The organism is Variovorax sp. P4_B10 (genome assembly GCF_056402375.1).
This window is the reverse complement of record NZ_JBFUHN010000032.1, coordinates 31,310-51,906: the sequence shown is the minus strand read 5'-3', so window position 1 is coordinate 51,906 and position 20,597 is coordinate 31,310. Positions and strand designations below refer to the sequence as shown.

Annotated in this window: 23 protein-coding genes; 6 read left to right on the top strand and 17 right to left on the bottom strand. The window is 68.1% G+C overall.

The window, feature by feature from the left end:
- Positions 1-129: 129 nt before the first annotated feature.
- Positions 130-1,758 (top strand): DUF4139 domain-containing protein, encoded by a 1,629-nt coding sequence (locus AC1DXX_RS16680; protein WP_478135315.1) that lies wholly within the window; start codon positions 130-132, stop codon positions 1,756-1,758.
- 69 nt (positions 1,759-1,827) lie between these two features.
- Here the strand turns inward: AC1DXX_RS16680 and ylqF are convergent, their stop codons facing one another.
- Positions 1,828-2,799 carry a ribosome biogenesis GTPase YlqF gene (gene ylqF / locus AC1DXX_RS16675; RefSeq protein ID WP_478135314.1) on the bottom strand — a complete coding sequence of 324 codons (972 nt, stop codon included), beginning with the start codon at positions 2,797-2,799 and terminating at the stop codon, positions 1,828-1,830.
- Between the two features lie 208 nt (positions 2,800-3,007).
- On the opposite strand from ylqF, the gene bamE reads away from it, so the two are divergent.
- From bamE to AC1DXX_RS16660, 3 genes are all read left to right on the top strand, one after another.
- Positions 3,008-3,607: an outer membrane protein assembly factor BamE domain-containing protein gene (gene bamE, locus AC1DXX_RS16670; protein WP_478135313.1), complete on the top strand. Its 600-nt coding sequence runs from the start codon at positions 3,008-3,010 to the stop codon at positions 3,605-3,607.
- 136 nt (positions 3,608-3,743) lie between these two features.
- Positions 3,744-4,172 (top strand): CBS domain-containing protein, encoded by a 429-nt coding sequence (locus AC1DXX_RS16665; protein ID WP_478135312.1) that lies wholly within the window; start codon positions 3,744-3,746, stop codon positions 4,170-4,172.
- Positions 4,173-4,285: 113 nt separating this feature from the next.
- Positions 4,286-4,642: an HPF/RaiA family ribosome-associated protein gene (locus AC1DXX_RS16660; protein ID WP_478135311.1), complete on the top strand. Its 357-nt coding sequence runs from the start codon at positions 4,286-4,288 to the stop codon at positions 4,640-4,642.
- On the opposite strand, the gene AC1DXX_RS16655 is transcribed toward AC1DXX_RS16660, so the two are convergent.
- The 11 genes from AC1DXX_RS16655 to AC1DXX_RS16605 form a co-directional block, all read right to left on the bottom strand.
- Positions 4,629-5,777: an alpha/beta hydrolase gene (locus AC1DXX_RS16655; RefSeq protein WP_478135310.1), complete on the bottom strand. Its 1,149-nt coding sequence runs from the start codon at positions 5,775-5,777 to the stop codon at positions 4,629-4,631. The genes AC1DXX_RS16660 and AC1DXX_RS16655 overlap by 14 nt on opposite strands.
- The gene (locus AC1DXX_RS16650; RefSeq protein ID WP_478135309.1) at positions 5,774-6,220 is read right to left on the bottom strand and encodes a MerR family transcriptional regulator; all 447 of its coding nucleotides are present in this window, start codon (positions 6,218-6,220) and stop codon (positions 5,774-5,776) included. Before AC1DXX_RS16650 ends, AC1DXX_RS16655 begins: the two co-directional genes overlap by 4 nt.
- Positions 6,210-6,632 (bottom strand): nuclear transport factor 2 family protein, encoded by a 423-nt coding sequence (locus AC1DXX_RS16645; protein WP_478135308.1) that lies wholly within the window; start codon positions 6,630-6,632, stop codon positions 6,210-6,212. The genes AC1DXX_RS16650 and AC1DXX_RS16645 overlap by 11 nt, the downstream gene beginning before the upstream one ends.
- A gap of 102 nt (positions 6,633-6,734) precedes the next feature.
- Positions 6,735-7,661, bottom strand: a complete 927-nt coding sequence (locus tag AC1DXX_RS16640; RefSeq protein WP_478135307.1) for an SDR family NAD(P)-dependent oxidoreductase — start codon at positions 7,659-7,661, stop codon at positions 6,735-6,737.
- A gap of 106 nt (positions 7,662-7,767) precedes the next feature.
- Positions 7,768-8,148: a response regulator gene (locus AC1DXX_RS16635; protein WP_478135306.1), complete on the bottom strand. Its 381-nt coding sequence runs from the start codon at positions 8,146-8,148 to the stop codon at positions 7,768-7,770.
- Between the two features lie 149 nt (positions 8,149-8,297).
- Complete coding sequence (gshA, locus tag AC1DXX_RS16630; protein ID WP_478135305.1) at positions 8,298-9,854, bottom strand: glutamate--cysteine ligase; 1,557 nt, start codon at positions 9,852-9,854, stop codon at positions 8,298-8,300.
- A 170-nt stretch (positions 9,855-10,024) separates the two neighbouring features.
- Positions 10,025-10,336: a putative quinol monooxygenase gene (locus AC1DXX_RS16625; RefSeq protein WP_478135304.1), complete on the bottom strand. Its 312-nt coding sequence runs from the start codon at positions 10,334-10,336 to the stop codon at positions 10,025-10,027.
- A 42-nt stretch (positions 10,337-10,378) separates the two neighbouring features.
- On the bottom strand, positions 10,379-11,041 hold the full coding sequence (locus AC1DXX_RS16620) for an alpha/beta hydrolase (RefSeq protein ID WP_478135303.1): 663 nt from the start codon (positions 11,039-11,041) through the stop codon (positions 10,379-10,381).
- 130 nt (positions 11,042-11,171) lie between these two features.
- The gene (locus AC1DXX_RS16615) at positions 11,172-12,344 is read right to left on the bottom strand and encodes an FAD-dependent oxidoreductase (RefSeq protein WP_478135302.1); all 1,173 of its coding nucleotides are present in this window, start codon (positions 12,342-12,344) and stop codon (positions 11,172-11,174) included.
- 11 nt (positions 12,345-12,355) lie between these two features.
- A complete protein-coding gene (locus AC1DXX_RS16610) occupies positions 12,356-13,291 on the bottom strand; it encodes a tryptophan 2,3-dioxygenase (protein ID WP_478135301.1) in 936 nt (311 codons plus the stop codon).
- A gap of 81 nt (positions 13,292-13,372) precedes the next feature.
- Positions 13,373-14,341 (bottom strand): AraC family transcriptional regulator, encoded by a 969-nt coding sequence (locus tag AC1DXX_RS16605; protein WP_478135300.1) that lies wholly within the window; start codon positions 14,339-14,341, stop codon positions 13,373-13,375.
- Between the two features lie 113 nt (positions 14,342-14,454).
- Between AC1DXX_RS16605 and AC1DXX_RS16600 the strand changes: the two genes are divergently transcribed.
- Complete coding sequence (locus AC1DXX_RS16600; protein WP_478135299.1) at positions 14,455-14,931, top strand: Fur family transcriptional regulator; 477 nt, start codon at positions 14,455-14,457, stop codon at positions 14,929-14,931.
- A gap of 6 nt (positions 14,932-14,937) precedes the next feature.
- On the opposite strand, the gene zigA is transcribed toward AC1DXX_RS16600, so the two are convergent.
- The 4 genes from zigA to AC1DXX_RS16580 form a co-directional block, all read right to left on the bottom strand.
- Positions 14,938-16,131, bottom strand: a complete 1,194-nt coding sequence (gene zigA / locus AC1DXX_RS16595; protein ID WP_478135298.1) for a zinc metallochaperone GTPase ZigA — start codon at positions 16,129-16,131, stop codon at positions 14,938-14,940.
- Between the two features lie 88 nt (positions 16,132-16,219).
- Entirely contained in the window at positions 16,220-16,924 is a 705-nt protein-coding gene (locus tag AC1DXX_RS16590) for a DUF899 family protein (RefSeq protein WP_478135297.1), read from the bottom strand.
- Between the two features lie 116 nt (positions 16,925-17,040).
- Positions 17,041-17,940: an SDR family NAD(P)-dependent oxidoreductase gene (locus tag AC1DXX_RS16585; RefSeq protein ID WP_478135296.1), complete on the bottom strand. Its 900-nt coding sequence runs from the start codon at positions 17,938-17,940 to the stop codon at positions 17,041-17,043.
- 55 nt (positions 17,941-17,995) lie between these two features.
- Entirely contained in the window at positions 17,996-18,865 is an 870-nt protein-coding gene (locus AC1DXX_RS16580; RefSeq protein WP_478135295.1) for an AraC family transcriptional regulator, read from the bottom strand.
- Positions 18,866-18,935: 70 nt separating this feature from the next.
- On the opposite strand from AC1DXX_RS16580, the gene AC1DXX_RS16575 reads away from it, so the two are divergent.
- Positions 18,936-19,598: a glutathione S-transferase gene (locus AC1DXX_RS16575; RefSeq protein WP_478135294.1), complete on the top strand. Its 663-nt coding sequence runs from the start codon at positions 18,936-18,938 to the stop codon at positions 19,596-19,598.
- On the opposite strand, the gene AC1DXX_RS16570 is transcribed toward AC1DXX_RS16575, so the two are convergent.
- Entirely contained in the window at positions 19,595-20,497 is a 903-nt protein-coding gene (locus AC1DXX_RS16570) for a LysR family transcriptional regulator (RefSeq protein WP_478135293.1), read from the bottom strand. The two genes, AC1DXX_RS16575 and AC1DXX_RS16570, sit on opposite strands and share 4 nt — an antisense overlap.
- Positions 20,498-20,597: the final 100 nt, after the last annotated feature.

The following is a 20,597-nucleotide window of genomic DNA, read 5'->3' as shown; positions in this document are numbered from 1 at the left end:
GGGAAGCCCGTTGCGGTTGCATTGGCGACAGCACACGCCCGGTGAAAATTTTTTGAAAACGCCTTAACCCCGTTGAACGAGCCCGTCCGTATGAGTGGAGGCAAACCCATTCACTTCCGAAGGCTCTTCATGAAAGCACCGTCCTCCGCCCTTCTTCTCCGTGCCACCGTCGCCGCCGCCGGCTGGCTGGTCCTGAGCGCCAGCGCCCAGGTGCCGCCCCCGGCCCCGGCCGACTCGCGCATCACCCAGGTCAAGGTCTACCCCGGCAGCGCCACCGTGGAACGCGTGGCGCGCGTCGCGGCCGGCAGTCGGTCGGTCACCTTTGCCTGCCTGCCCGCGGGGCTGGACGTGCAGAGCCTGCAGGTGTCGGCCGGCGCATCGGTGCGGGTGGGCGAGACCTCGGTGCTCAGCGAGGCGCGCGAACTCTCGGCGCGCTGCGCGACCAGCGCGCTCGACGGCCGCATCCGCGAGCTCGAAGACCAGAAGGCCGCGCTGCAGGCCGAGAGCGATGCGTTCGGCATGGTCACGGGCTATCTCAAGGGCCTCTCGGGCGGCAGCGGCGAATCGGCCCAGGGCGCCCGTGCGCCGATGGATGCGCGCAACCTCGCCGCAATGACCGAGGCGATGCGCCGCACCGGGCAGGACTCGCTGTTGAAGCAGCACCAGATCCAGCGCAGGCAGACCGACATCGACCGCCAGCTCAACCCGCTGCTGGCCGAGCGCACGCGCTCGCAAGGCAACGGCGCGCAGGTGGTGGCCGTGACGGTCACGCTGGCCGCCAGCGCCGATGCCGACGTCAAGCTCAGCTACCAGGTCAACGGCCCCGGCTGGACGCCCACCTACCGCGCGCTGCTCGACACCGCCACGCAGAAGGTGCGCATCGAGCGCCAGGCGCTGGTGGCGCAGGCCACGGGCGAAGACTGGCGCGGCGTGAAGCTGGTGCTCTCCACCGGCCAGCCGCGCCGCGAAACCGCGGGCCGCACGCCGGGCGCGTGGCGCATCGGCATCGAACCGCCGCCGCAGCGCGCCCAGGCCGACATGGCCTTCATGGCAGCGCCTGCACCGGTTGCGGCGGCGCCTTCCGCCAGGGAAGCGCTCGCGGAACGCCGCGCGCCGCTGTTCGACGTGAGCGTGTTCGACAACAGCTTCGCCACCGAATTCGCGGTGCCGCAAAGCATCGACGTGCCCTCCAACGGCCAGCGCGTGACGATGGCGCTGGGCCAGTACGAGGACACGGCCAAGCTCGCCGCGCGCACCAGCCCGCGCGTCGACCCGAGCGCCTTCCTAGTCGCCGAACTCGCGCAGCCCGCGGGCGTGTGGCCGGCCGGCCCGCTGCAGCTCTACCGCGACGGCAACTTCGTGGGCAGCGGCCAGTGGACGGCACCGCGCGACGCGCGCCTGACGCTCTCCTTCGGCCGCGACGAGCTGGTGCGCGTGCAGGCCGAGCCCGAGCGCGACAACCAGGGCACGGGCGGCTTTGCCGGCACGCGCGCCGAACGCAAGGTGCTGCGCGGCTACGTCGTGGAAAACCGCCACCGCACGCCCGTCGCGGTGCAGGTGCTCGAGGCGGCACCGGTCTCGGTCGACGAACAGGTGCGCGTGGCCGCGCAGTTCTCGCCGCAGCCCGGCGAGCTGGCATGGAACAAGCAGCCGGGCCTCGCGATGTGGAGCTTCGACCTCGACGCCGGCAAGACCACGCGCGTGGCGGCGGACTACACCATCAGCTACCCGAAGGACGCGCGGCTGCAGATGCGCTGAGGCACTGAGGCAGCGCCCTTGGTCATGTCGCTCCTGGCGATATCCACCTGCAACCCTGCACCGGACCGCTCAATCCGCGTGGGGGGCGTCGCCACCTTCGGGCGCATCGACGGCCTTGCGCTTCTTCCCCCGCGCCGCCTTCTTCGCCGCACGCTCGGCATCGATGCGCTGCCCTTCCGCCAGCCACTGCGCAAACTCCTCGGGGGTCTCGAGCGTGATGCGCCCGAGGTTGCCGGCGCGGAATTCGTGCATCACGATCTCGGCTGCCTTCTGCAGGTTGACGCGGCCCTTGCCCAGCAGCGCGCCGCGCTTGCGGCCGATGGTGTCGAGCACGTCCTCGTCCTTCATCCCGGCAATGGTCGCGGCATCGAGCTCGACCAGCTTGAATCGCTCCGCGATGCCCGCCGCATAGTGCGTCTTGAGGTAGTTGAGCAGCTCGAGCGCCACTTCCTCTTCGTCGAAGGCATTGCGCCCCACCGCCCCGCTGGCCGCGAGGTTGTAGCCGCTCTTGGGCACCACGATGCGCGGCCACAGCATGCCGGGCGTGTCCCACAGGTAGAAGTCGTCGGCCAGCGTGATGCGCTGTTCCAGCTTGGTGATGCCGGCCTCGTCGCCGGTCTTGGCCTTGCGGCCGCCGGTGAGGGTGTTGATGRGGGTGGACTTGCCCACGTTCGGAATGCCGCAGATCAGCACGCGCATCGGCTTGGCCATGCCGCCCCGGTTGGGCGACAGCGCGTGGCAGGCCTTCACGATCTGCTGCGCGGGCGTGGTCTGGCTCGCATCGAGCCCGATGGCGCGCGTGGCGGGCAGCGCGTTGTAGTGCGCGAGCCAGAGCGCGGTGCGCTCGGGGTCGGCCAGGTCCTGCTTGTTGAGCACCTTGAGCGTGGGCCGGCCGGCCGTGAGTTCGGCCAGCATCGGGTTGGCGCTGGAACCGGGCAGGCGCGCGTCGAGCAGCTCGATGACCACGTCGATGTCCTTCACCCGCTCGGTGATGGCCTTCTGGGTCGTGTACATGTGACCGGGGAACCACTGGATCGCCATCGGTGGGTGCTCTTTCTTTCGCGCTGTCTGCAAGGGAGGGTTGGCCGGGGGCCGGGTGCGCATTGTGAACCGGGAATGTGCGCTTCATCACGCCGCTATTCTTTCGATAGCTGTGAACCCCCATTCTGCCTTCGCCCAGGAGGTTGTTCGACCCTAGAATCCGCGCGCTGCATCCCGCAGCCAATCCAACAAATACCGAGGGAAATTCATGCTCAAGCGCCTTGCCGCTGCCATCCTGCTGGCAGCCACCGTCGTTCCCGTGACTGTCGTCCATGCCCAGCGCCCCTCGCCGCCGCCCGGCCCGCTGATCAACGGCTACCTGTGCTGCAACATGCGCACCTACGGCAATTCGATCAGCGACATCAACTACGACGAACAAGGCACGAGCATCGTCGCCGTGGGCACGCCGGCACGCATCACGGGCTACGACTTCCGCTTTTTCAACCTCGATCTCGCGGGCAAGCCCCAGCGGATCAAGAACGACTACAGCCGCAACATCACGCTGATCGACTTTGCGCAGCGCTATGTGGTGACCGAAGACCCGAAGCAGAAGATGGCGGCCTTTGCGTCCGCGGTCCGCGATGCCATCCTGGCCGGGAAGTTGGCGCCCGGCATGACGCGCGAGCAGGTGCTGATGGCCGTCGGCTACCCCGTGGCCAGCGAGAACCCGAGCCTCGATGCACCGACGTGGCGCTACTGGCGCGACAGCTGGTCGGAGTACCAGGTGAACTTCGACGAGAAGGGCCTCGTCAAGACGGTGGCGGGCAACCCCGTGGCCCTGAGCCGCGTGCTCGCCGCAACACCTTGAATTGGTGTGCGCGGATGACACGCGCAATCCCCTAGAGGTTTTTGCATCGCGGGGGGCGATTCCGCCCCTATGATTTGACCGAGTGCGGCGACCGGCGCGTCGGCGTGAATCGAAACTTTTTGATGGAGTTACCGCGATGAAACCCGTCTCCGAATTGCTCAAGCGCCACGATTCCGCCGCCTGGCGCACCTCGCCAGGCACCAGCGTGTTCGACGCGCTGGCCACGCTGGCCCGCTTCGAGGTGGGCGCGCTGATGGTGATGGACGGCGAGAAGCTGGTGGGCTTTCTCTCCGAACGCGACTACACCCGCAAGGTGGCGCTGCAGGGCAAGAACTCCAAGGAGATGAAGGTCTCGGAGATCATGACGCCCGACGTGATGACCGTCACCCCGCAAACCCGCACCCGCGCCTGCATGGCGCTGATGAGCCAGCGCAAGTTCCGCCACCTGCCGGTGGTCGATGGCGACAAGGTGGTGGGGATGATCTCGATCCAGGACTTGATGGACGACATCATTTCGGAGCACGAGCAGACGATCACTCAGCTCACCAGTTACATCCAGAGCTAGAAAAGCCGCATTCCGGGCCACGCCCGGCCCGAGGGTGAGGAACATGCCTACGCGCAGGGGGACTGTTTGGGCGCACAGTAGGGACTCGTTCATCCATCCAGCAGGGACATTGCATGCAGATTCAGGTCAACACGAGCAACGGCATCAACAACAAGGACGCACTGGAGCGCTGGGCCGATACCGAGATCAAGCAGCACCTGAGCCGTTTCGTCGAGGACGTGACGCGCGTCGAGGTGCATCTGAGCGACGAGAACCACGACAAGGCCGGCGGCGGCGACAAATGCTGCGTGATGGAAGCCCGCCTTGCACACCATCAACCGCTGGCGGTGACGCAGCACGCGACGAGCCTCGACGAGGCCTTCCGCGGCGCAGCCGACAAGCTCAAACGCCTGCTCGACAACACGCTGGGCCGCCTCAACCACCGCGACCGCGATTCGATCCGCAAGGACAGCAGCTTTATCGCGGAGTAGCGGAGAGAAACTGCAGCAGCAGCCGGCTCACCTCGGCCGGCCGTTCCTGCTGCACCCAGTGGCCCGCACCTTCGACGAGATGCACGCCGTGCATCCGGGTGCAGGCGCCGGCCTGCATGGCCTCGAAGTCGCCGGGCCTCTGGTAGATGCCCCAGTCGCTGCGGCCCGCGATGAAACATGCGGGCACATCGATGGTGCGGTCGGACCACGCCTGCATCTCCGCGACATAGCGCCCGCTGGTGCCGCAGCGGTACCACTGCAGGCCGCCCTGGAAGCCGGTGCGCGCGTACTCGGCGGCGTAGACGGCGAGTTCGTCGTCGGGCAGCCAGCGGCAGGTGGCGATCTGCTCGGGAGAAGGCATTTCCGCCGCCACCGTTTCGGCCATGGTCCGGTCGGCCCGCATCACGTAGTAGGTCGGCAGCCGGGCCAGTTCGGTGGCGCTCATCGCCGCGAGCTTGAAAGGCTGGTTCTGCGGCCAGTCGGCGCTCTTGTGGTGGTAGTAGGCGCGCAGGAAGGCGTGCAGGCCTTGCGGGGCGTGCTGCATGTGGTCATTGGCTTCGCGTCCTGAGTAGTACCACTGGTAGTGCTGGCGTGGCGGCTGCAGTGCGGCCAGGCCGTCGAGCAGCTGGCGCATCGCTTCGGCACCCCCCGTTGCCGCAGCGGCCGGCGGACCCGCAAAAGGCGCGCTCATCAATACGACCGAGCGAAACACATCGGGCCGCGTCAGCGCGCACCACGCCGCCACCGGCGAGCCGAAGTCATGCCCGACCACTGCTGCCACCGAATCGTGGCCGAGCACCGCCAGGAGCCCCACCGCATCGTCCACGAGGTTGAGCAGGCGGAACTCGTCGAGCTCCGCGTCGTAGCCCTGCTGCCACCCGGTGGTGCGGCCGTAGCCGCGCTGGTCCGGCGCTACCACGTGGTAGCCCGCCTCGGACAGCGGCAGCATCACCTTGCGCCAGCTGTAGGCCAGCTCCGGAAAGCCGTGCAGCAGCAGCACGCAGGGCCGTCCCGGCGTCTCGAAGCCGGCCTCGAGCAGGTGCACCGACAGGCCGCGCCCGTTGTCGAGCTGGCGCGAGCGGATTCCGGCGGGAAGCGCAAGAAGGGGCAAGGGCGCGAGGGCGGTGTCGGTCATCGGACTTTCCGTTTCGGTGGCGGGAGGCGGGGAGTCTCGGCGGGAATGAGCGGCGGGCGGTGGCCGCTGGTCATCCACGCGTCGTAGAAGTCGATCTTGCGGTCGACCAGCGACAGCGCCCTCTTCCATTCGGCGATGGTCTCGGTCACGCGCGTGCGGTGCGCCGCGAGCATGTCGCGGCGCTGCTGCAAGGTGGCCTTGCCCTGCAGCGCGAGCGCGGTGTATTCGCGCATCTCGGCAATCGACATGCCGGTGCGGCGCARCCGCTCCATCAGGTCGAGCCAGCCGACGTGCAACTCGCCGTAGAGACGCCTGCCGCCCTCGTCGCGCGCCACGCCGGGCACGAGGCCCTGCGTCTCGTACCAGCGGATGGCGTGCACCGTGCGGCCGGTGCGAGTGGCCAGCTCGCCGATGTGGAAGGGGGTGCCCTTCTCAGTCGGCATGGGCGGCAACGGGCGGCGCCTCGAGCGCCTCCTGGACCAGCGCGGTGTCGAAGTACTCGGTCAGCTCTTTCACCTTGCCTCCTTCGAGTCGGTAGACGTAGCAGTAGCGGTTGTTGTAGCGCTTGCCGGTCTTGGTGGGCACGTCGCCGCTGAACAGCACCACCACCCGGTCGCCCTCGGCAATGATGCGCTCGGTCTTGCTCACGTAGGGCCCGGCGAACTGCGCGAACAGCGGCTTGATCAGCTCTTCGCGGATGGCCGCCTTGCCCGCGTAGGTGCGCGACCAGGGCGTGGTGCCCTCCAGCGTCCAGCTCGCATCGTCGGCCAGGCTGTCGATGAAATATTGGCCGTTGCCCTTGTCCAGCTCGGCATGGATGCGCTGGACCAGGGCCTTGTTGTCGCTCGTGTTCATGGCTTGATTTCCTTGGCGTTTGAATGAACCGGACATCCCGGTGAATTCATTGGAAATGCTTGAGTGCACTCTAGGTCAAGCACCATGAACAGCTTCGTTCGGTCAGCCCCTCTTCGCGTTCGCCATCGCCTTGGCGACCTCGTTGCTGCCCTGGGCGGTGCCGGCCTGCGGCACGCTCTCGCCCTCGCGCGAGATCACTTCGGCCAGCCGTTCGGCCAGTTGCTCGGCCGCATCGGGGCCGCTGCCCAGCCAGGCGCCCTGCGTCAGCGTGATGTGGGCCGCCTCGAAGACGCCGGCGCCCGCGCAGAGGATGGTGCGGTTGGGTGCGTCCTGCGCGGCCAGCACCAGCATCGCGGGCACCACGGCTTCGGGCTGGAAGGCCTCGAGCATGTCCTTCGGGAACAGGTCCTCGGTCATGCGGGTGGCGGCGGTGGGCGCGAGGCAGTTCACGCGGATGTCGTTCTTCGCGCCTTCGATGCTCAGCGTCTGCATCAGGCCCACGAGTGCGAGCTTGGCGGCGCCGTAGTTGCTCTGGCCGAAGTTGCCGTACAGGCCGGAGGACGAGGTGGTCATCACGATGCGTCCGTACTTCTGCTCGTTCATGAGCGCCCAGACGGCCTTGGTGCAGTTCACAGCGCCCATCAGGTGCACGTCGACCACCAGCTGGAAGTCGGCCAGCTCCATCTTGGCAAAGCTCTTGTCGCGCAGGATGCCGGCGTTGTTGACCAGGATGTCGACGCGGCCCCAGGCATCGACGGCCTGCTGGACCATGGCCTGCACGGCCGCGAAATCGGTCACCGAGGCGCCGTTGGCAATGGCTTCGCCGCCGGCCGCCTTGATCTCGTCGACCACCGCCTGCGCGGCGCCGACCGAGCCGCCGGAGCCGTCGCGTGCGCCGCCCAGGTCGTTGACCACCACCTTGGCGCCGCGCGCCGCCAGGGCCAGCGCATGCTGGCGGCCCAGGCCGCCGCCCGCGCCGGTCACGATGGCCACGCGGCCCTTGAAGTCGATGCTGTTGCTGCTGCTCATGAGTCTCTGTTGCTTTCGTTGGGGAGGTTGGCCTTGCCGCTCTGCGGCAGCGTGGCGTTTTACCCCATAAAAGCCCTGCGGCGCACCCGCAGGCACGCAACCCCAGTCACCCGTGCGACGGGCGAAGTGCGGCGCAGTAGGCCACCAGCTGGTCGAGTTCGGCCGATTTGTCGAAGAAGGCATCGGCACCGAGCCGGGTCGAACGGTCGCGCATGTCGGCCGTGGCGTAGTTGCTGAGCACCACCACCTTCTGGTGCGGCGCGCGGTTGCGGCAGGCGTTGATCACCCCCAGCCCGTTGCCCCGCTGAAGGAACAGGTCGACGATGGTCATGTCCCAATCGTCGCGATGCTGGCGCAGCCAGGTCACGGCCTCTTCTTCGGTGCTGGCCGAGGCCACGACCTCCGCATCGGCCACGTCCTCCAGGAAGCCCACGAGGTTCTCGCGGATCACGGGGCTGTCCTCAACCAGGTAGGCCTTGAAAGTCATGGTGACATCACCGGGGCAGATTTTGCGCAATGCATGGAGACCATCCTCGCAGCGCCGGCGGCGCGCGCGGTGGGCCATGCTGGCCAATGCCTGTAGGCCATCCGCCACCGCCGCTGTCGTCCCCATGAACGTCGCGGCGAAGGACCGGCCTACGCAGCGACGGCCATGCGGCCGCGGGGCATGCCCAGGCGCGCGGGCGAGACGTACTGCTCGCGGTAGATCTCGAAGGGCATGGTGTCGGCCGCCTCGATGCGCTTCTGCTCCTGGATCGATTCGGCGGTCATGCGCTCGAACTCGGCCTGCTGCGCGGCCGAGAAAGGCAGGCCCAGCAGCGCGGCGCGGGTCTGTTCGGACTGGGCGCGCACGAAGCCGATGAAGGAGTTGCCGTGCTGCTGCTCGACGGCCGCCAGCACGCGGGCCGAGGGCAGGCTGTCGGGGTTCTCCAGCGCGGCCTGGGCGGCGCGCACCGCATCGGCATGCTGCGTGCCGCCTTGCGCCGCATCGAGCGCGGCGGCGATGGGCAGGCACTGCGCAACCAGCTCGAGGCCCCAGTCGGCCAGCACCACTTCGCTGCCGCCGCGCGACAGGCGCAGGCCCGGCTCGCGGCCGCGCGCAGCGGTGAGGTGCTGGTTGTGCGCCAGGTCGGCGATTTCCTGCGGCGTGTCGTCGGGGCTGTCGCTCAACAGGCAGTGCAGCAGGAACACATCGATGAAGCGCATGGTCTGCGCGTTGATGCCCACCGTTTCGAAAGGGTCGAGGTCCATCAGCCRCACTTCGACGTACTCAACGCCGCGCTCGCGCAGCGCATGCAGCGGGCGTTCGCCGGGGTTGATCACGCGCTTGGGTCGGATGGTGCCGTAGAACTCGTTCTCGATCTGCAGCAGGCTGGTGCCGAGCTGGTTGTAGTCGCCGCCAAGGTTGCGGATGCCGATGGATTCGTACGCCGGCCACGGGCGCGTGAGCGCATCCTGCAGCGAGGCGCCATAGCCGTCGAGGCTGTTGTAGCTCACGGCCAGCGAGGCCTGCGCATCGCTCTGGTAGCCCAACCGCCCCATGCGCAGCGACGTGCCGTGCGGCATGAACATGCTGCCGTCGCCCAGCGGCTGTAGCTCGTGCGGTCGGCCCGCGACGAAGCTCGAACACAAGGCGGGCGAGGCACCGAACAGGTAGAGCAGCAAAAAGGCGTGGCGGCGGAAATTGCGGATCAGCGCAAAGTACTGTTCGCTCGACACATCGGGCAGCGACCAGTTGTAGTGGATGCCCGAGATGGTCTGCATGCGGCGGCCATAGCGGTGGCTCAGGCCCATGCGGTAGACGCTCTTGGCGCGGCCCACGTTCGATGAGCCGTAGCGCCCGATCGGAATGGTCTCGTCGGTCGGCAGCCCGCAGGGCATGCTCGAGACCCAGAGGCGCTCGTCGCCGAGCTGGTCGAGCACGCGGTAGGTGAACTGGTGGACCCGGGTCAGCTCTTCGAGCGCCGATTCGACGCCCGCGTGCACGCCCGTGATGAGCTCGAGCTGCGATTCGCTGAAGTCGGTCGTGATGTGCGGATGCGTGAGCGCGGAACCCAGCGCCAGCGGATGCGGCGTCAGCGCGAGCTTGCCGTCCGGCAGCGCGCGCAGGCTTTCCTTCTCGATCCCGCGTCGCATGCCCTGGAGGCGTGCGGCTGAAAGTGCACCCAACCTCTCCTGCAATCTGTTGCTCATATTGTTATGACCCATCAATCTTCTGAGGGGCTGGAAGGTAGCACGGGCGCGCGGGCACTGCTTGCGCAGGGAATCCCGCAGCATGCCAGACTGCGATCAGCTATTTTTTTGATAGCTGCCTGCATAGACGCCATGCCGGCCGAGGGCCTTTTGCTTCCAGGAAAACCAGGCTAGGCGCGGCTCGCCTGCAGGTCGATCTCGTCCGACTGGTAGACGTGGATCTCCGGCGTGCCGTCGGCCATGGCCGCGAGCGCCTTGGCAAACGCGCGCGAGGCATCGACGCGGAAATGCGCCTGCAGCACCGCCATGTCGCTCCAGCGCTCCACGAAAGTGAGGCGCAGCGGGTCGAGCACGTCGGTCGTGACTTCGTGCGAGATGCAGCCGGATTCGGCGCGCGAGCGCAGCACGTGCTCGGTGCTGATGGCCAGCATCGCCTGCAGGGTGTCGGGCTTCGCCAGGGCATGTCCGATGACCAGGATCATTGCTTGTCTCCTTCTTCTCTCGTGGGTTGCGCAGCGGCCCGTTCAGCCCAGCACGCGCAGCAGGAAGCGGTTCAGGTCGGCAACTTCTTCCATGCAGACCGAATGCGCCATCGTGTATTCGTGCCACTCGACGGTATAGCCCAAAGCGGCAAGCGCGTCTCGCGATTGCAGGGCACTGGCGATCGGCACCATCGGGTCCTGCCGGCCGTGGCCAAGGAACACCGGCGTGTCGTGGTTGGCCGCGTGGCGCTCGGCCGCGGTGCTGGCCGCCAGCGGCAGCCAGCCCGACAGGCCGACGATGCCGCCCAGGCGCTCGGTATGGCGCAGGCCTGTCAGCAACGCCATCGCGCAGCCCTGGGAAAAACCCGCCACCACGATGCGGTCGGCGGCAATGCCGCGGGCCTTTTCGTTGGCGATCACGGCCTCGATGGTGGCTTGCGAGCGGCGCAGGCCGGCCGCGTCTTCCTGCACGTTGAAATCGGGGGCCGCGATGTCGAACCAGGCCGGCATCTGGTAGCCGTTGTTGAGGGTGACCGGAATCACCGGCGCATTGGGGAACACGAAGCGCACCGGCCCCACGCCCGACAGGTCGAGCTCGCCGGCGATCGGCACGAAGTCGTTGCCGTCGGCGCCGAGGCCGTGCATCAGGATCACCGTGGCGGTGGGGTTGGGTGCGGTTTCGATTTCGATCGGAGGACGGGACATGGTCGGGCAAAGGTATTCAAAGACGCGAATGACCAGACCTTAGCGCATTCGGGCGGTTGGCTGACTTGCGCACCGCCCCTTCCCACCCAGGATGGCTTGAAACAAAAGGAAAAACCCCCAAGGCGGTCCGCTAGGCCGGCATTGCGCGCAATGCGTCCAGTTCGCGGTAGAACGCATCGACCTGCTGCTGGGCCGTGGCCCGCATCGCCGTGTTGCGGCGCGCGCAGCTCGCGGCGTCTTCTACCGCGCCCGCCTCGCCCACCTTGCGCGAGGCATCTTGCACGAACCTGCACATCGGGTAACGACGCTCGCCGAAGGCACGCAGGGTCTGCTCGCTGATGCCGCCTGCGGCAAGCATCCCGGCCAGCACCACGGCGTCTTCCACGGCCATGGCGCCGCCCTGCCCCATGAACGGTGTCGAGGCGTGCGCCGCATCGCCGATCAGCAGCACGCGGCCCGCATGCCAGGGCAGCGGCGCCTGCACTTCCTCGACCGCGGTGTAGAGCACCTCCGAATCCGCCGAAAGCTGATCGAGGAACTGCCGCGCCGGACCGCCGAACTCCGCGAACCGGGCGCGCATCTGTTCGGGCCATGTCTCGCGCGGATACCAGTGGCCTGCCGGCTCGCTCACCGTGCCGAAGATGTAGAGCTTGTCGTCGCTGATCGGCATGATGCCCAGACGCTTGCCGATGCCCATCATCATGATCTTCGCGTCCAGCATGCGCGGCCTGTCATGCACGCTGCGCCAGACGCCGAAGCCGGTGTAGCGCGGCATCAGCGGGCCGCTCACGGCCTCGCGCACCTGCGATCGGATGCCGTCGGCGCCGACGACGAGGTCGAAGCGCTGCGTCGAGCCGTCGGAGAGCGCGACGTCTGCGTGATCGCCGCCGCTGCCTGAACGGATCTTCGTCACCGTCGTGGCCAACCGGATATCGACGCCGAGCGCATCGAGTCGGCCGGCAAGGATGCGGTGCATCTCCGCACGCTTGATACCCAGGATGGGCACCGCGCCACCGCTCGACGCGGGATAGAAGACATCGACGATGGGCGCACCGTGGTGATCCAGGTAGACGTTCCTGCCGTCCGCGATGCCGAAGCCAGCCTCGAGGATGCGCGGCAGCACTCCGACCCTGCGCAACGCCTCGAGCCCGTTGCCGTAGATGAAGATGCCCGAGCTCTGGAAGCGCCATTCGGCCTGCTTCTCGATCAGCGTGACATGCATGCCCTTGTCGGCCAGCGCGATGGCRGCCGAGCAGCCGGCGATGCCGGCGCCGACGATCAGCACCCTTTGTGTTGAAGTCATGCGCAATGGATTCAGAGTTGGGTCCGCACGGACCACAGTTCCGGAAAGAACCGGTGATCGACCACGCTGCGCAACCAGCCCACCCCGGCCGAGCCACCCGTGCCCGGCTTGAAGCCGAGGATGCGTTCGACCGACACGAAATGCCGCCAGCGGTACTGCGAGAACACGTCGGCGATGTCCATCAGCGCTTCGCCGAGCCGGTAGAGATCGTTCTCCGGCGTGGGGTCGCCGTAGACCCACAGCCACGCGGCCTCGACGCCTGGGCTCGCCTCGTACGGCGCCGACCAGTCGCGCGCCAACGCCTCCGGCGGCACGGCGATGTCGCGGCGGTGCAGCAATGCCAGCACGTCGTCGTAGAGGCTCGGCGAATTCAGCGCGCGCTCCATGTAGGGCCACACGTCGGGGTTGTTCGCATGGGCGCGCGCCAGCGGCACCGACTTGTTGCCCAGGATGAACTCCACATGCCGGTACATGTACGACTGCTGGCCCGAGGCGATGCCCAGCGTGTTGCGGAACTGGTTGAACCCGTGCGGCGTGATGGTCGAGAGCACGTCCCAGGTCTTGCCCAGGAATTCGAGCAGTGCGCGCACCCGCGGCACCAGCTGCAGCGCGCCGGCCACGTCGTCGGCGCGGATGCGGGCCTGCATGTTGGCCAGCTCGCAGTGGATGGCCTTGAAGGTCAGTTCCTTGCAGTGCGTGATGCACATGAAGACCATCTCGTCGTGGCCCTCGCTGCGCATGTGCTGGAGGCTCAGCAGCAGGTCGTTGCGCTGATGCTCGAGGTAGGGGTTGCTGTCGCCTTCGAACTGGAGCAGCGGCTCGCCGTCGGTGTTCTTCACCGTGGCTTCCCGCTGCTGGTTGTCGCCGGACGCGATCGACTTCACGAGGGAGCGTTCGAGCGCCGGGTTGCGGACTTCGGGAATGACTCTTTTGCGTTGGATGGCCATGGACCGATTGTTCGGCGCGCATGCCGCCGGCTCAACCTCCGGCACACCGGATTTGGGCACCGATCGTCCGGCGCGGCGATTTCAGGCGAATTCGGGCCCGCCGTGCTGGCGGGCATAGGCGCTGGGCGTCATGCCCATCCAGCGCTGGAAGGCGCGCGAGAACGCTTTCTCCGAGGCGTAGCCCACCGCCTCGGCCACCTGGTGCAGGCTCAACTGCCGGTTCTTGAGCTTCTCGGCCGCCAGCGTCATGCGGTAGGAGCCCAGGTAGTGCATGGGCGTGACGCCCACCAGCGTGCGAAAGCGCTCGCTGAAGATGGTGCGCGAGAGGCAGCTGGCCTGGGCCAGCGTGGCCACCGACCACGGATGCGCGGGCCGCTCGTGCATCAGCGACATCGCGCGGGCGATGCTTTCGTCGTCCAGCCCGCGCAGCCGGCCGGTCTGCTGGGACTGAGGCTGGGCGTACAGGTGCTCGCACAGGATGTGCACCAGCAGCAGGTCGGCCATGCGCGCCGCCGACAGCTGCCAGCCGGGCCGCTGGGCGACGGTTTCGTTCACCAGCGACGCCATGGCCTGCGCGAGCGATGCGGTGGTGGGGATCTGCGCCTGTCGCAGCACGATCAGGGGCGGCAGGCTGCCGATGATGGCGCCCAGGCCCTGCGCCGGCATCCACAGGTGCAGCGAAAAGAGCTCGGTTGCCGGCCCTCCGCCGCCATGCGAGAACACGATGGGATGGTCGCCGTGCCGGCCGACGGAGTGCGCAGCGATCAGGTCGCGGAACGGCATGGCCTGGAGCCCCGGCGCGGAAGACACGGTGTGCGCGCTGCCTTGCGGCAGCATCGCGATGTCGTGCGGCGCGACCGGCACCGGCTCGGCGCCGTCCACCGCGATCCAGTACGGCGCGCCGGTGCACATGCGGATCAGCGGGCCGTCGACGCCGGTCGAATGCAGCGCCCAGGGCGAAGACAGCGAGAAGCGGGCCGTGACCGCCCGTTCGGACTTGTACGTCGCAAGCACATGGCTGAGTACGTCGCCGCCCCGCTCTGTGTCCATGCTGTTCGTGCCGCCCGGTGATCTCGATGCCGGCGATTATCTGGCATGGCAGGCGGGCGATTTGCCTGCGCGTTGCGCAGAACGCCCGGGGATGCAACACAATGGCGTTTCGCATGAAGCCCATGAAACCGCACCCGAAGCCCCCGCTTGCCGCCGCTGTATTCGACAGCGAATCCCTGCTGCGCGACAGCGGCCTGCGCGTGACGCGCGCCGCCCAGACCGTGCTCGAACTGCTCGAACACACCTCGCAGCCCCTGACGCACGACGAAATGGCTGCGGCCTACACCACCGCCACCGGCGAGCTGCCCGACCGCGTCACGATCTACCGCGTGCTCGACCGCCTGGTCGAGGCCGGCCTGTGCGACCGCCGGGTGGGCGCCGACCGCGTCAACCGCTTCGCGCGGCATGTGGAGGCCGCTTCGGGCAACACCTTCGAATGCGACCAGTGCCACAAGGTGCTGGCGCTGCCGTCGGACCCTGAACTGCCCAAGGTGATGGGCCGGCTGGGCAAGGCCTTGCGTAAACAAGGCATCGACACGCGCCATACCGCGCTGACCCTCCACGGCACCTGCGGCGACTGCGCCCGCTGATTCAGGTCAGACGTTCCAGGACGGGAACGGATCGGGCAGGTTCTGCCACCAGGAGGCGCCGAAGCGCATTTCGTTCTCCGTGAGCAAACAGGCATCGAGTTGCGCGCGCAGTGCAGCCTCGTCCATGCCGATGCCGATCAGCACCAGTTCCTGCCGCGCATCGCCTGTTGCGGGGTCCCAGTTTTTCTGGATCAGTTCCAGCGCGTCCGGATCGGCCGGCCAATGCTCGCGCGGCACCGCCGCCCACCAGAAGCCTGCCGCGCCATAGCGGCAGGCGCCGCCGGCCTGCGACCACGAACCCGCGCGCGTGGCGCGGCTCGCAAGCCAGAAGAAGCCCTTGGAGCGCACCACGCCCTCCCACTCGCCTTGCACGAGGTCCCAGAAGCGCTGGGGATGGAAGGGAATGCGCGAGCGGTAGACGAAGCTGCGGATGCCGTAGGCCTCGCTTTCGGGCGGGTGCTCGCCGCGCAGTTCGGCCAGCCATCCGGGTGCCTGCTCGGCCTGCTCGAAATCGAACAGGCCGGTGTCGAGCACGCGGTCGAGCGCGACGCGGCCGAACGCCGACACCTCGATGCGGGCCCGCGGATTCAGGCTGTGCAGGATCGCCATCAGCCTGTCGCGCTCCTCGGGCGTGACGAGGTCGGTCTTGTTGACCACCAGCACGTCGCAGAACTCGATCTGCTCGATCAGCAGGTCGACCACGGTGCGCGTGTCCTCGTCGCCGAGCGACTGGCCGCGCTGGCCCAGGCTGTCGGGCGAGCCGTAGTCGCGCAGGAAGTTGAAGGCATCGACCACCGTCACCATGGTGTCGAGCCGCGCCACGTCGGCCAGGCTCTTGCCGTCCTCGCCTGCGAAGGTGAAGGTCTCGGCCACGGGCAGGGGCTCGGAGATGCCGGTGGACTCGATCACCAGCTGGTCGAAGCGCCCTTCCTTCGCGAGCCGGCCGACCTCGATCAGCAGGTCTTCGCGCAGCGTGCAGCAGATGCAGCCATTGCTCATCTCGACCAGCTTCTCGTCGGTGCGCGAGAGCTCGGCGCCGCCGTCGCGCACCAGCGCGGCGTCGATGTTGACCTCGCTCATGTCGTTCACGATGACCGCCACGCGCCGCCCCTCGCGGTTGTGGAGGATGTGGTTGAGCAAGGTGGTCTTGCCGGCGCCGAGAAAGCCGGACAGGACGGTAACGGGGAGGCGACTGGTCATGGAGCGTTCTCTATATATGCAACATGATTGCATTATATGGAAAAGCGCAACAAGGTTGCATTTCTTGCAACCCGGTCGCCGGAGACGGCTAATAGCTCAGTTGCGGATACCATCCCTTGCCTCGGCCTTCGGGCGTCATGTCGAGCAGGTTCCAGATCGGCATCGGGTCGGGCGCACCGCGCGGGTCCTGTCCGGGGTCTGCAGCCCCGCCGCCCATTTCGGCGGCCCAGAAATGCCGGATGGCCTGGCCGTCGCGCCGGAACACATTGAACGCCGCGTTGTCCCCGCTGTCGGGCGTCTCGCCGGCGTAGTCGCGGTTGAAGGTGTTGCCGGTCGACGAATAGAGAGGCAGGTAGCGCCAGCCGCGCTCGACGGCAAAGGCCCTCATCCGCTCGATGGGCGAGGTGGCGATGACCGCGAAGGCCACGCGCTGCAATATGTCGGGCATCTCGCCGTCGAAGGCGCTCAGGAGCGACGTGCACATGGGGCACGGGCGCTCGCGCTTCGGGCCGAACATCCAGTTGTAGGTGATCAGGGTGTCGTGCCTGCCGAAGAGCTCGGAGAGTTTGACGGGGCCATTCGGTCCCCGGAAGCTGTAGTCCTCCGGCACGGCGCCGCCCGGAGGCAGTTGGCGCCGCTGCTCGGCGACACGCTCGATGTGCCGGCGAAGTTCGATCTCTTCGGCCAGCAGCGCGGTGCGGGCTTCGCGGTATTCGGCGCTCTCGCCCGGAATCCGGACGGGGTTGGCTCTGGCAAGCTGGATGGCGGGTGCAAGCTGGGCTTGGGGAGACATGGGATATCACCTCCTGGTGGGTCAGGGTTCGAGGGTTGAACACATTGCTCCCATGCTGACCATGCACCCGCATCGCGGCAGGTCCGATCAGTTCTCGAACACGAGGGCGCCGCGTCCTACAGTTCGAAGGCCTTCACCTGCCGGCCGTCGATGTCGGTGAAGCCGTATTCCTGCGCGAGGTCGGCCACGCGCAGCACCGCCCCCGTCTTCTCCAGCACCTGCGGGTCGCCCGCCAGCGCAGCCACCGCGCGGCCCAGGTAGCGCGGCGACTCGGTGGCCGCCAACGCCGGCCGTTCCTGCCAATGCGCCTCGTCGGTCCTGTGGCCGGCCAGGACGAACTCGGTGCGCATCCAGCCCGGCGACACCGCGATCGAGGCCACGCCGTGCGGCTTCAACTCCTGCGCCATGCCGAAGGCCAGCCGCGTCATCGAGGCCTTGGCGAGGTCGTAGAAGAGGTTGCCGCGCAGGTAGTGGCCGCGGTCCCAGAAGGTGGTGGTCGCGATCAGCCCGCGCTTGTGCCGCACCATCAGCGGCGCGGCGCAGCGGCTGGACACCAGGTGGTTGCGCACGCCGCGGTCGAACATCGAATCCCAGTTCGCGAGCGGGTGCTCCCAGAAAGGCGCTTCGAACACGCCGTTGAAGGTTTCGTGGCCACCCCAGGCGTTGTTCACGAGCAGGTCGAGGCGGCCTGCATCGCGCTCCACGCGTGCGAAGAGCGCCTTCACCTCTTCTTCGCGGGTGTGGTCGCATGGCACCGCGATGCCGCGTCCGCCCATGCGCGTGACCTCGTCGGCGGTGTCGTCGATGCTGCCGGGCACCTTCGCCATGTCCGACAGGGCCAGCAGCTGTCCGTAGGTGTCGGCGGGCTGTTCACGCGTGCTGCGGCCGGTGACGTACACCGTGGCGCCGGCCGCTCCCAGCTCCACCGCGATGCCGCGGCCCGCGCCCCGGCTGGCGCCGGTCACCACCGCCACGCAGCCCTTCAGCGGGCGGTTCGTGTTCTCGTTCTGCGTCATCCGTTGCTCCTTCTTCGATCTGCCTTGCCTGAAAGCCGACGAAGGTAATGCGCCTTCAACCCGCCGTCTTGGAAGAAACCGAAGCCGCTCGGCCCAGGAACTCCGTCGGCGTGACGCCACAGAGCGCCCGGAACTCGTTGACCAGGTGCGACTGGTCGTAGAACCCGCTCTCGACAGCCACATCCGCCCAGGCCGGCGCCGGCTGCCGCCGCAGCGCGCGCAGACAGCCGTGCAGCCGCGCGAGCCGGCCCCAGGCMCGGGGCGACAGCCCGACATGTGCGTGGAAGAGCTGCTGCAAACGCCGCTCGCCGACGCCGACGGCTGCCGCCACCTCGCGCAGCGGCCGCTGGCCGCCCGATGCGGCGATGAGCCGCACCGCATGCATCGCCGTGGCGTGAACGGCACCGCCGCCGTCGAGCAACCGGCGCTGCAGGGCGGCTTGCAGCATGGCTACGCGCGCGGCATCGTCCGTCGCTTCGGCCATGCGTTCCAGCAGTTCGGTCGCGCCGCCCTGCCAGAGGTCGTCGAGATGGACGGCATGGCCCGCGATCTCGCCGGCCGGCAAGCCCAGCAGCGCCACCGCCGCACCGGGGCGCAGCGTGACGGACACGCCCTCCACCTTCTCGCGCATGCGCACCACGGCCGGCGCGGCCGAGGCACCGATCGCCTCCACCGGCTGTCCGGCATCCTCGCCCGCGGAGGGCGCATCGCCGAGGTTGAAGACCAGGCGCACCGCGCCATCGGGCAGCACCCGCTCGAGCATCTCGTGCCCTGCGGCGAAGGTCTCGCGGTACAGCAGGATGTGCGAGACATGCGGACGCAGCGCCGCGCTCACCGCAAACGCGCGCAGCGTGCCGGCGGGCACGCTCGATTCAGGCCCATGCAGGGGGTCGTCGTCGAGGCGGAGGAAGAGGCGTTCGCCCATGGCCGCCCATTGTGTTGAAAAACCCGGCCGCGCGCGAGCCGGCCGCGGTCGTCGAAAATCGGGCACTCGAATGCCCTCCACCGCCCTCCCCGTTCTCTATTCGTTCCGTCGCTGTCCCTATGCGATGCGGGCCCGGCTCGCGTTGATCGCAAGCGATACGCGTTGCGAACTGCGCGAGGTCGTGCTGCGCGACAAGCCCGCCGAAATGCTGGCCGCCTCGCCCAAGGGCACCGTGCCCGTGCTGGTGATGGCGGACGGCGCGGTGCTCGAACAGAGCCTGGACGTGATGCTGTGGGCCCTGCGGCGCAATGATCCGCAGCGCTGGCTGCAGCCCGGAACCGGCACCCTGCAGGACATGCTCGCGCTGGTCGCCATCTGCGACGGCGACTTCAAGCCCCAGCTCGACCGCTACAAGTACCCCGACCGTCATGCGGATGGCGGCGAACCCGCGCGCGAACGCGGCGCCCGGTTTCTGCGCGACCTCGAAACGAGGCTGTCGGCCTCACGCCATCTGGCCGGCACTCACGCGACGATGGCCGACGCCGCCGTCATGCCCTTCGTGCGCCAGTTCGCGATGGTCGACCCCGCATGGTTCAGCGCCCAGCCCTGGCCCCGCCTGCAGGCATGGCTGTCGGACTGGACCGCCTCGGACCTGCTCGAGCGAGCCATGCACAAGTACCCGCCCTGGAAGCCGGGCGAGGCCGGCGCCGGCTTTCCTCCTCTTCCTCGCTAGGCGCCCATCGCCGCCGCCGAGGCCCGCTGGATGCATTCGACGAAATGCTGCGCGGCCGGCGTCAGCAACTGCCCGCGGCGCTTGATGACGCTGACGCTCAGCATGGGCAGTTCCTCCTCGATCTCCACGCGCCGGATGCCGTGGCGCTTGAAGGTCAGCGTGGCCAACGGCTCGACGAACAGGCCGACCAGGTCCATCTGACCGACCAGCGCCAGCGCCACCGTGACCGACTGCCCCTGGATCACCCGCGCCGGCGGCGGCAGGCCCAGCGGCAGCAACGGCGACACGGCCTCGCGACCGCTGAAATGGTCGTCGCCCGGAAGAATCCATTCGGCCTTGTAGAGCTCCCGAATCGAGCGGCTCGCGCGCAGCGGATGGCGTTCGCGCAGGCCCACCACCAGCTTCACCGGAAAGAGCTCCATCGCCTCGAACTGCGGATCGAGCCGGCCCGGCACCACGTGCGCCACCGCGAAGTCGAGCGAGCCTTCGCGCAGGCGCGCCAGCATCCAGGGCAGCACCGTTTCGCTGAACTGCACGTCGACCGCCGGCAGCCGCGTGTGGAAGTCCTTGAACGCGGCCGGCAGCACCGTGAGCGCGAACGATGTGCTGACGGCGAGCGCGACCTTGCCGGTGAGCCCGTCGCGGATCTGCGCGATCTCGTCGCGCGCGCGCTGCATGTCGGCCAGCAGCAGCCGCGCCCGGGGCGCGAAGGCCTGGCCGAACTCGGTGAGCCGCACGCCCTTGACGCTGCGCTCCACCAGCGGCGCGCCGACCTCGCGCTCCAGCTCGCGCACGATCTTTGTGACGGCCGGCTGGGAAATGCCCAGCACACGGGCCGCAGCGCGAATGCTCATCTGCTCGACCACCGCCACGAAGGCGTGCAACTGATTGGGTTTCATGACAACCAAAAGTTATCTTTGACGCCCAATTATTGTCTTTTCATGACGGCAGCGAGTCTCTAGCATCCGGCGCGGTCAAGGCATAGATACCTTCGACCGA

What these genes read in the sequence shown, in the direction of transcription:
- AC1DXX_RS16680 (WP_478135315.1), top strand. Translation starts at nt 130, where the DNA reads ATGAAAGCACCGTCCTCCGCCCTTCTTCTCCGTGCCACCGTCGCCGCC.
- bamE (WP_478135313.1), top strand. Translation starts at nt 3,008, where the DNA reads ATGCTCAAGCGCCTTGCCGCTGCCATCCTGCTGGCAGCCACCGTCGTT.
- AC1DXX_RS16665 (WP_478135312.1), top strand. Translation starts at nt 3,744, where the DNA reads ATGAAACCCGTCTCCGAATTGCTCAAGCGCCACGATTCCGCCGCCTGG.
- AC1DXX_RS16660 (WP_478135311.1), top strand. Translation starts at nt 4,286, where the DNA reads ATGCAGATTCAGGTCAACACGAGCAACGGCATCAACAACAAGGACGCA.
- AC1DXX_RS16655 (WP_478135310.1), bottom strand. Translation starts at nt 5,777, where the DNA reads ATGACCGACACCGCCCTCGCGCCCTTGCCCCTTCTTGCGCTTCCCGCC.
- AC1DXX_RS16645 (WP_478135308.1), bottom strand. Translation starts at nt 6,632, where the DNA reads ATGAACACGAGCGACAACAAGGCCCTGGTCCAGCGCATCCATGCCGAG.
- AC1DXX_RS16640 (WP_478135307.1), bottom strand. Translation starts at nt 7,661, where the DNA reads ATGAGCAGCAGCAACAGCATCGACTTCAAGGGCCGCGTGGCCATCGTG.
- AC1DXX_RS16635 (WP_478135306.1), bottom strand. Translation starts at nt 8,148, where the DNA reads ATGACTTTCAAGGCCTACCTGGTTGAGGACAGCCCCGTGATCCGCGAG.
- AC1DXX_RS16625 (WP_478135304.1), bottom strand. Translation starts at nt 10,336, where the DNA reads ATGATCCTGGTCATCGGACATGCCCTGGCGAAGCCCGACACCCTGCAG.
- AC1DXX_RS16620 (WP_478135303.1), bottom strand. Translation starts at nt 11,041, where the DNA reads ATGTCCCGTCCTCCGATCGAAATCGAAACCGCACCCAACCCCACCGCC.
- AC1DXX_RS16610 (WP_478135301.1), bottom strand. Translation starts at nt 13,291, where the DNA reads ATGGCCATCCAACGCAAAAGAGTCATTCCCGAAGTCCGCAACCCGGCG.
- AC1DXX_RS16605 (WP_478135300.1), bottom strand. Translation starts at nt 14,341, where the DNA reads ATGGACACAGAGCGGGGCGGCGACGTACTCAGCCATGTGCTTGCGACG.
- AC1DXX_RS16600 (WP_478135299.1), top strand. Translation starts at nt 14,455, where the DNA reads ATGAAGCCCATGAAACCGCACCCGAAGCCCCCGCTTGCCGCCGCTGTA.
- zigA (WP_478135298.1), bottom strand. Translation starts at nt 16,131, where the DNA reads ATGACCAGTCGCCTCCCCGTTACCGTCCTGTCCGGCTTTCTCGGCGCC.
- AC1DXX_RS16590 (WP_478135297.1), bottom strand. Translation starts at nt 16,924, where the DNA reads ATGTCTCCCCAAGCCCAGCTTGCACCCGCCATCCAGCTTGCCAGAGCC.
- AC1DXX_RS16585 (WP_478135296.1), bottom strand. Translation starts at nt 17,940, where the DNA reads ATGACGCAGAACGAGAACACGAACCGCCCGCTGAAGGGCTGCGTGGCG.
- AC1DXX_RS16575 (WP_478135294.1), top strand. Translation starts at nt 18,936, where the DNA reads ATGCCCTCCACCGCCCTCCCCGTTCTCTATTCGTTCCGTCGCTGTCCC.
- AC1DXX_RS16570 (WP_478135293.1), bottom strand. Translation starts at nt 20,497, where the DNA reads ATGAAACCCAATCAGTTGCACGCCTTCGTGGCGGTGGTCGAGCAGATG.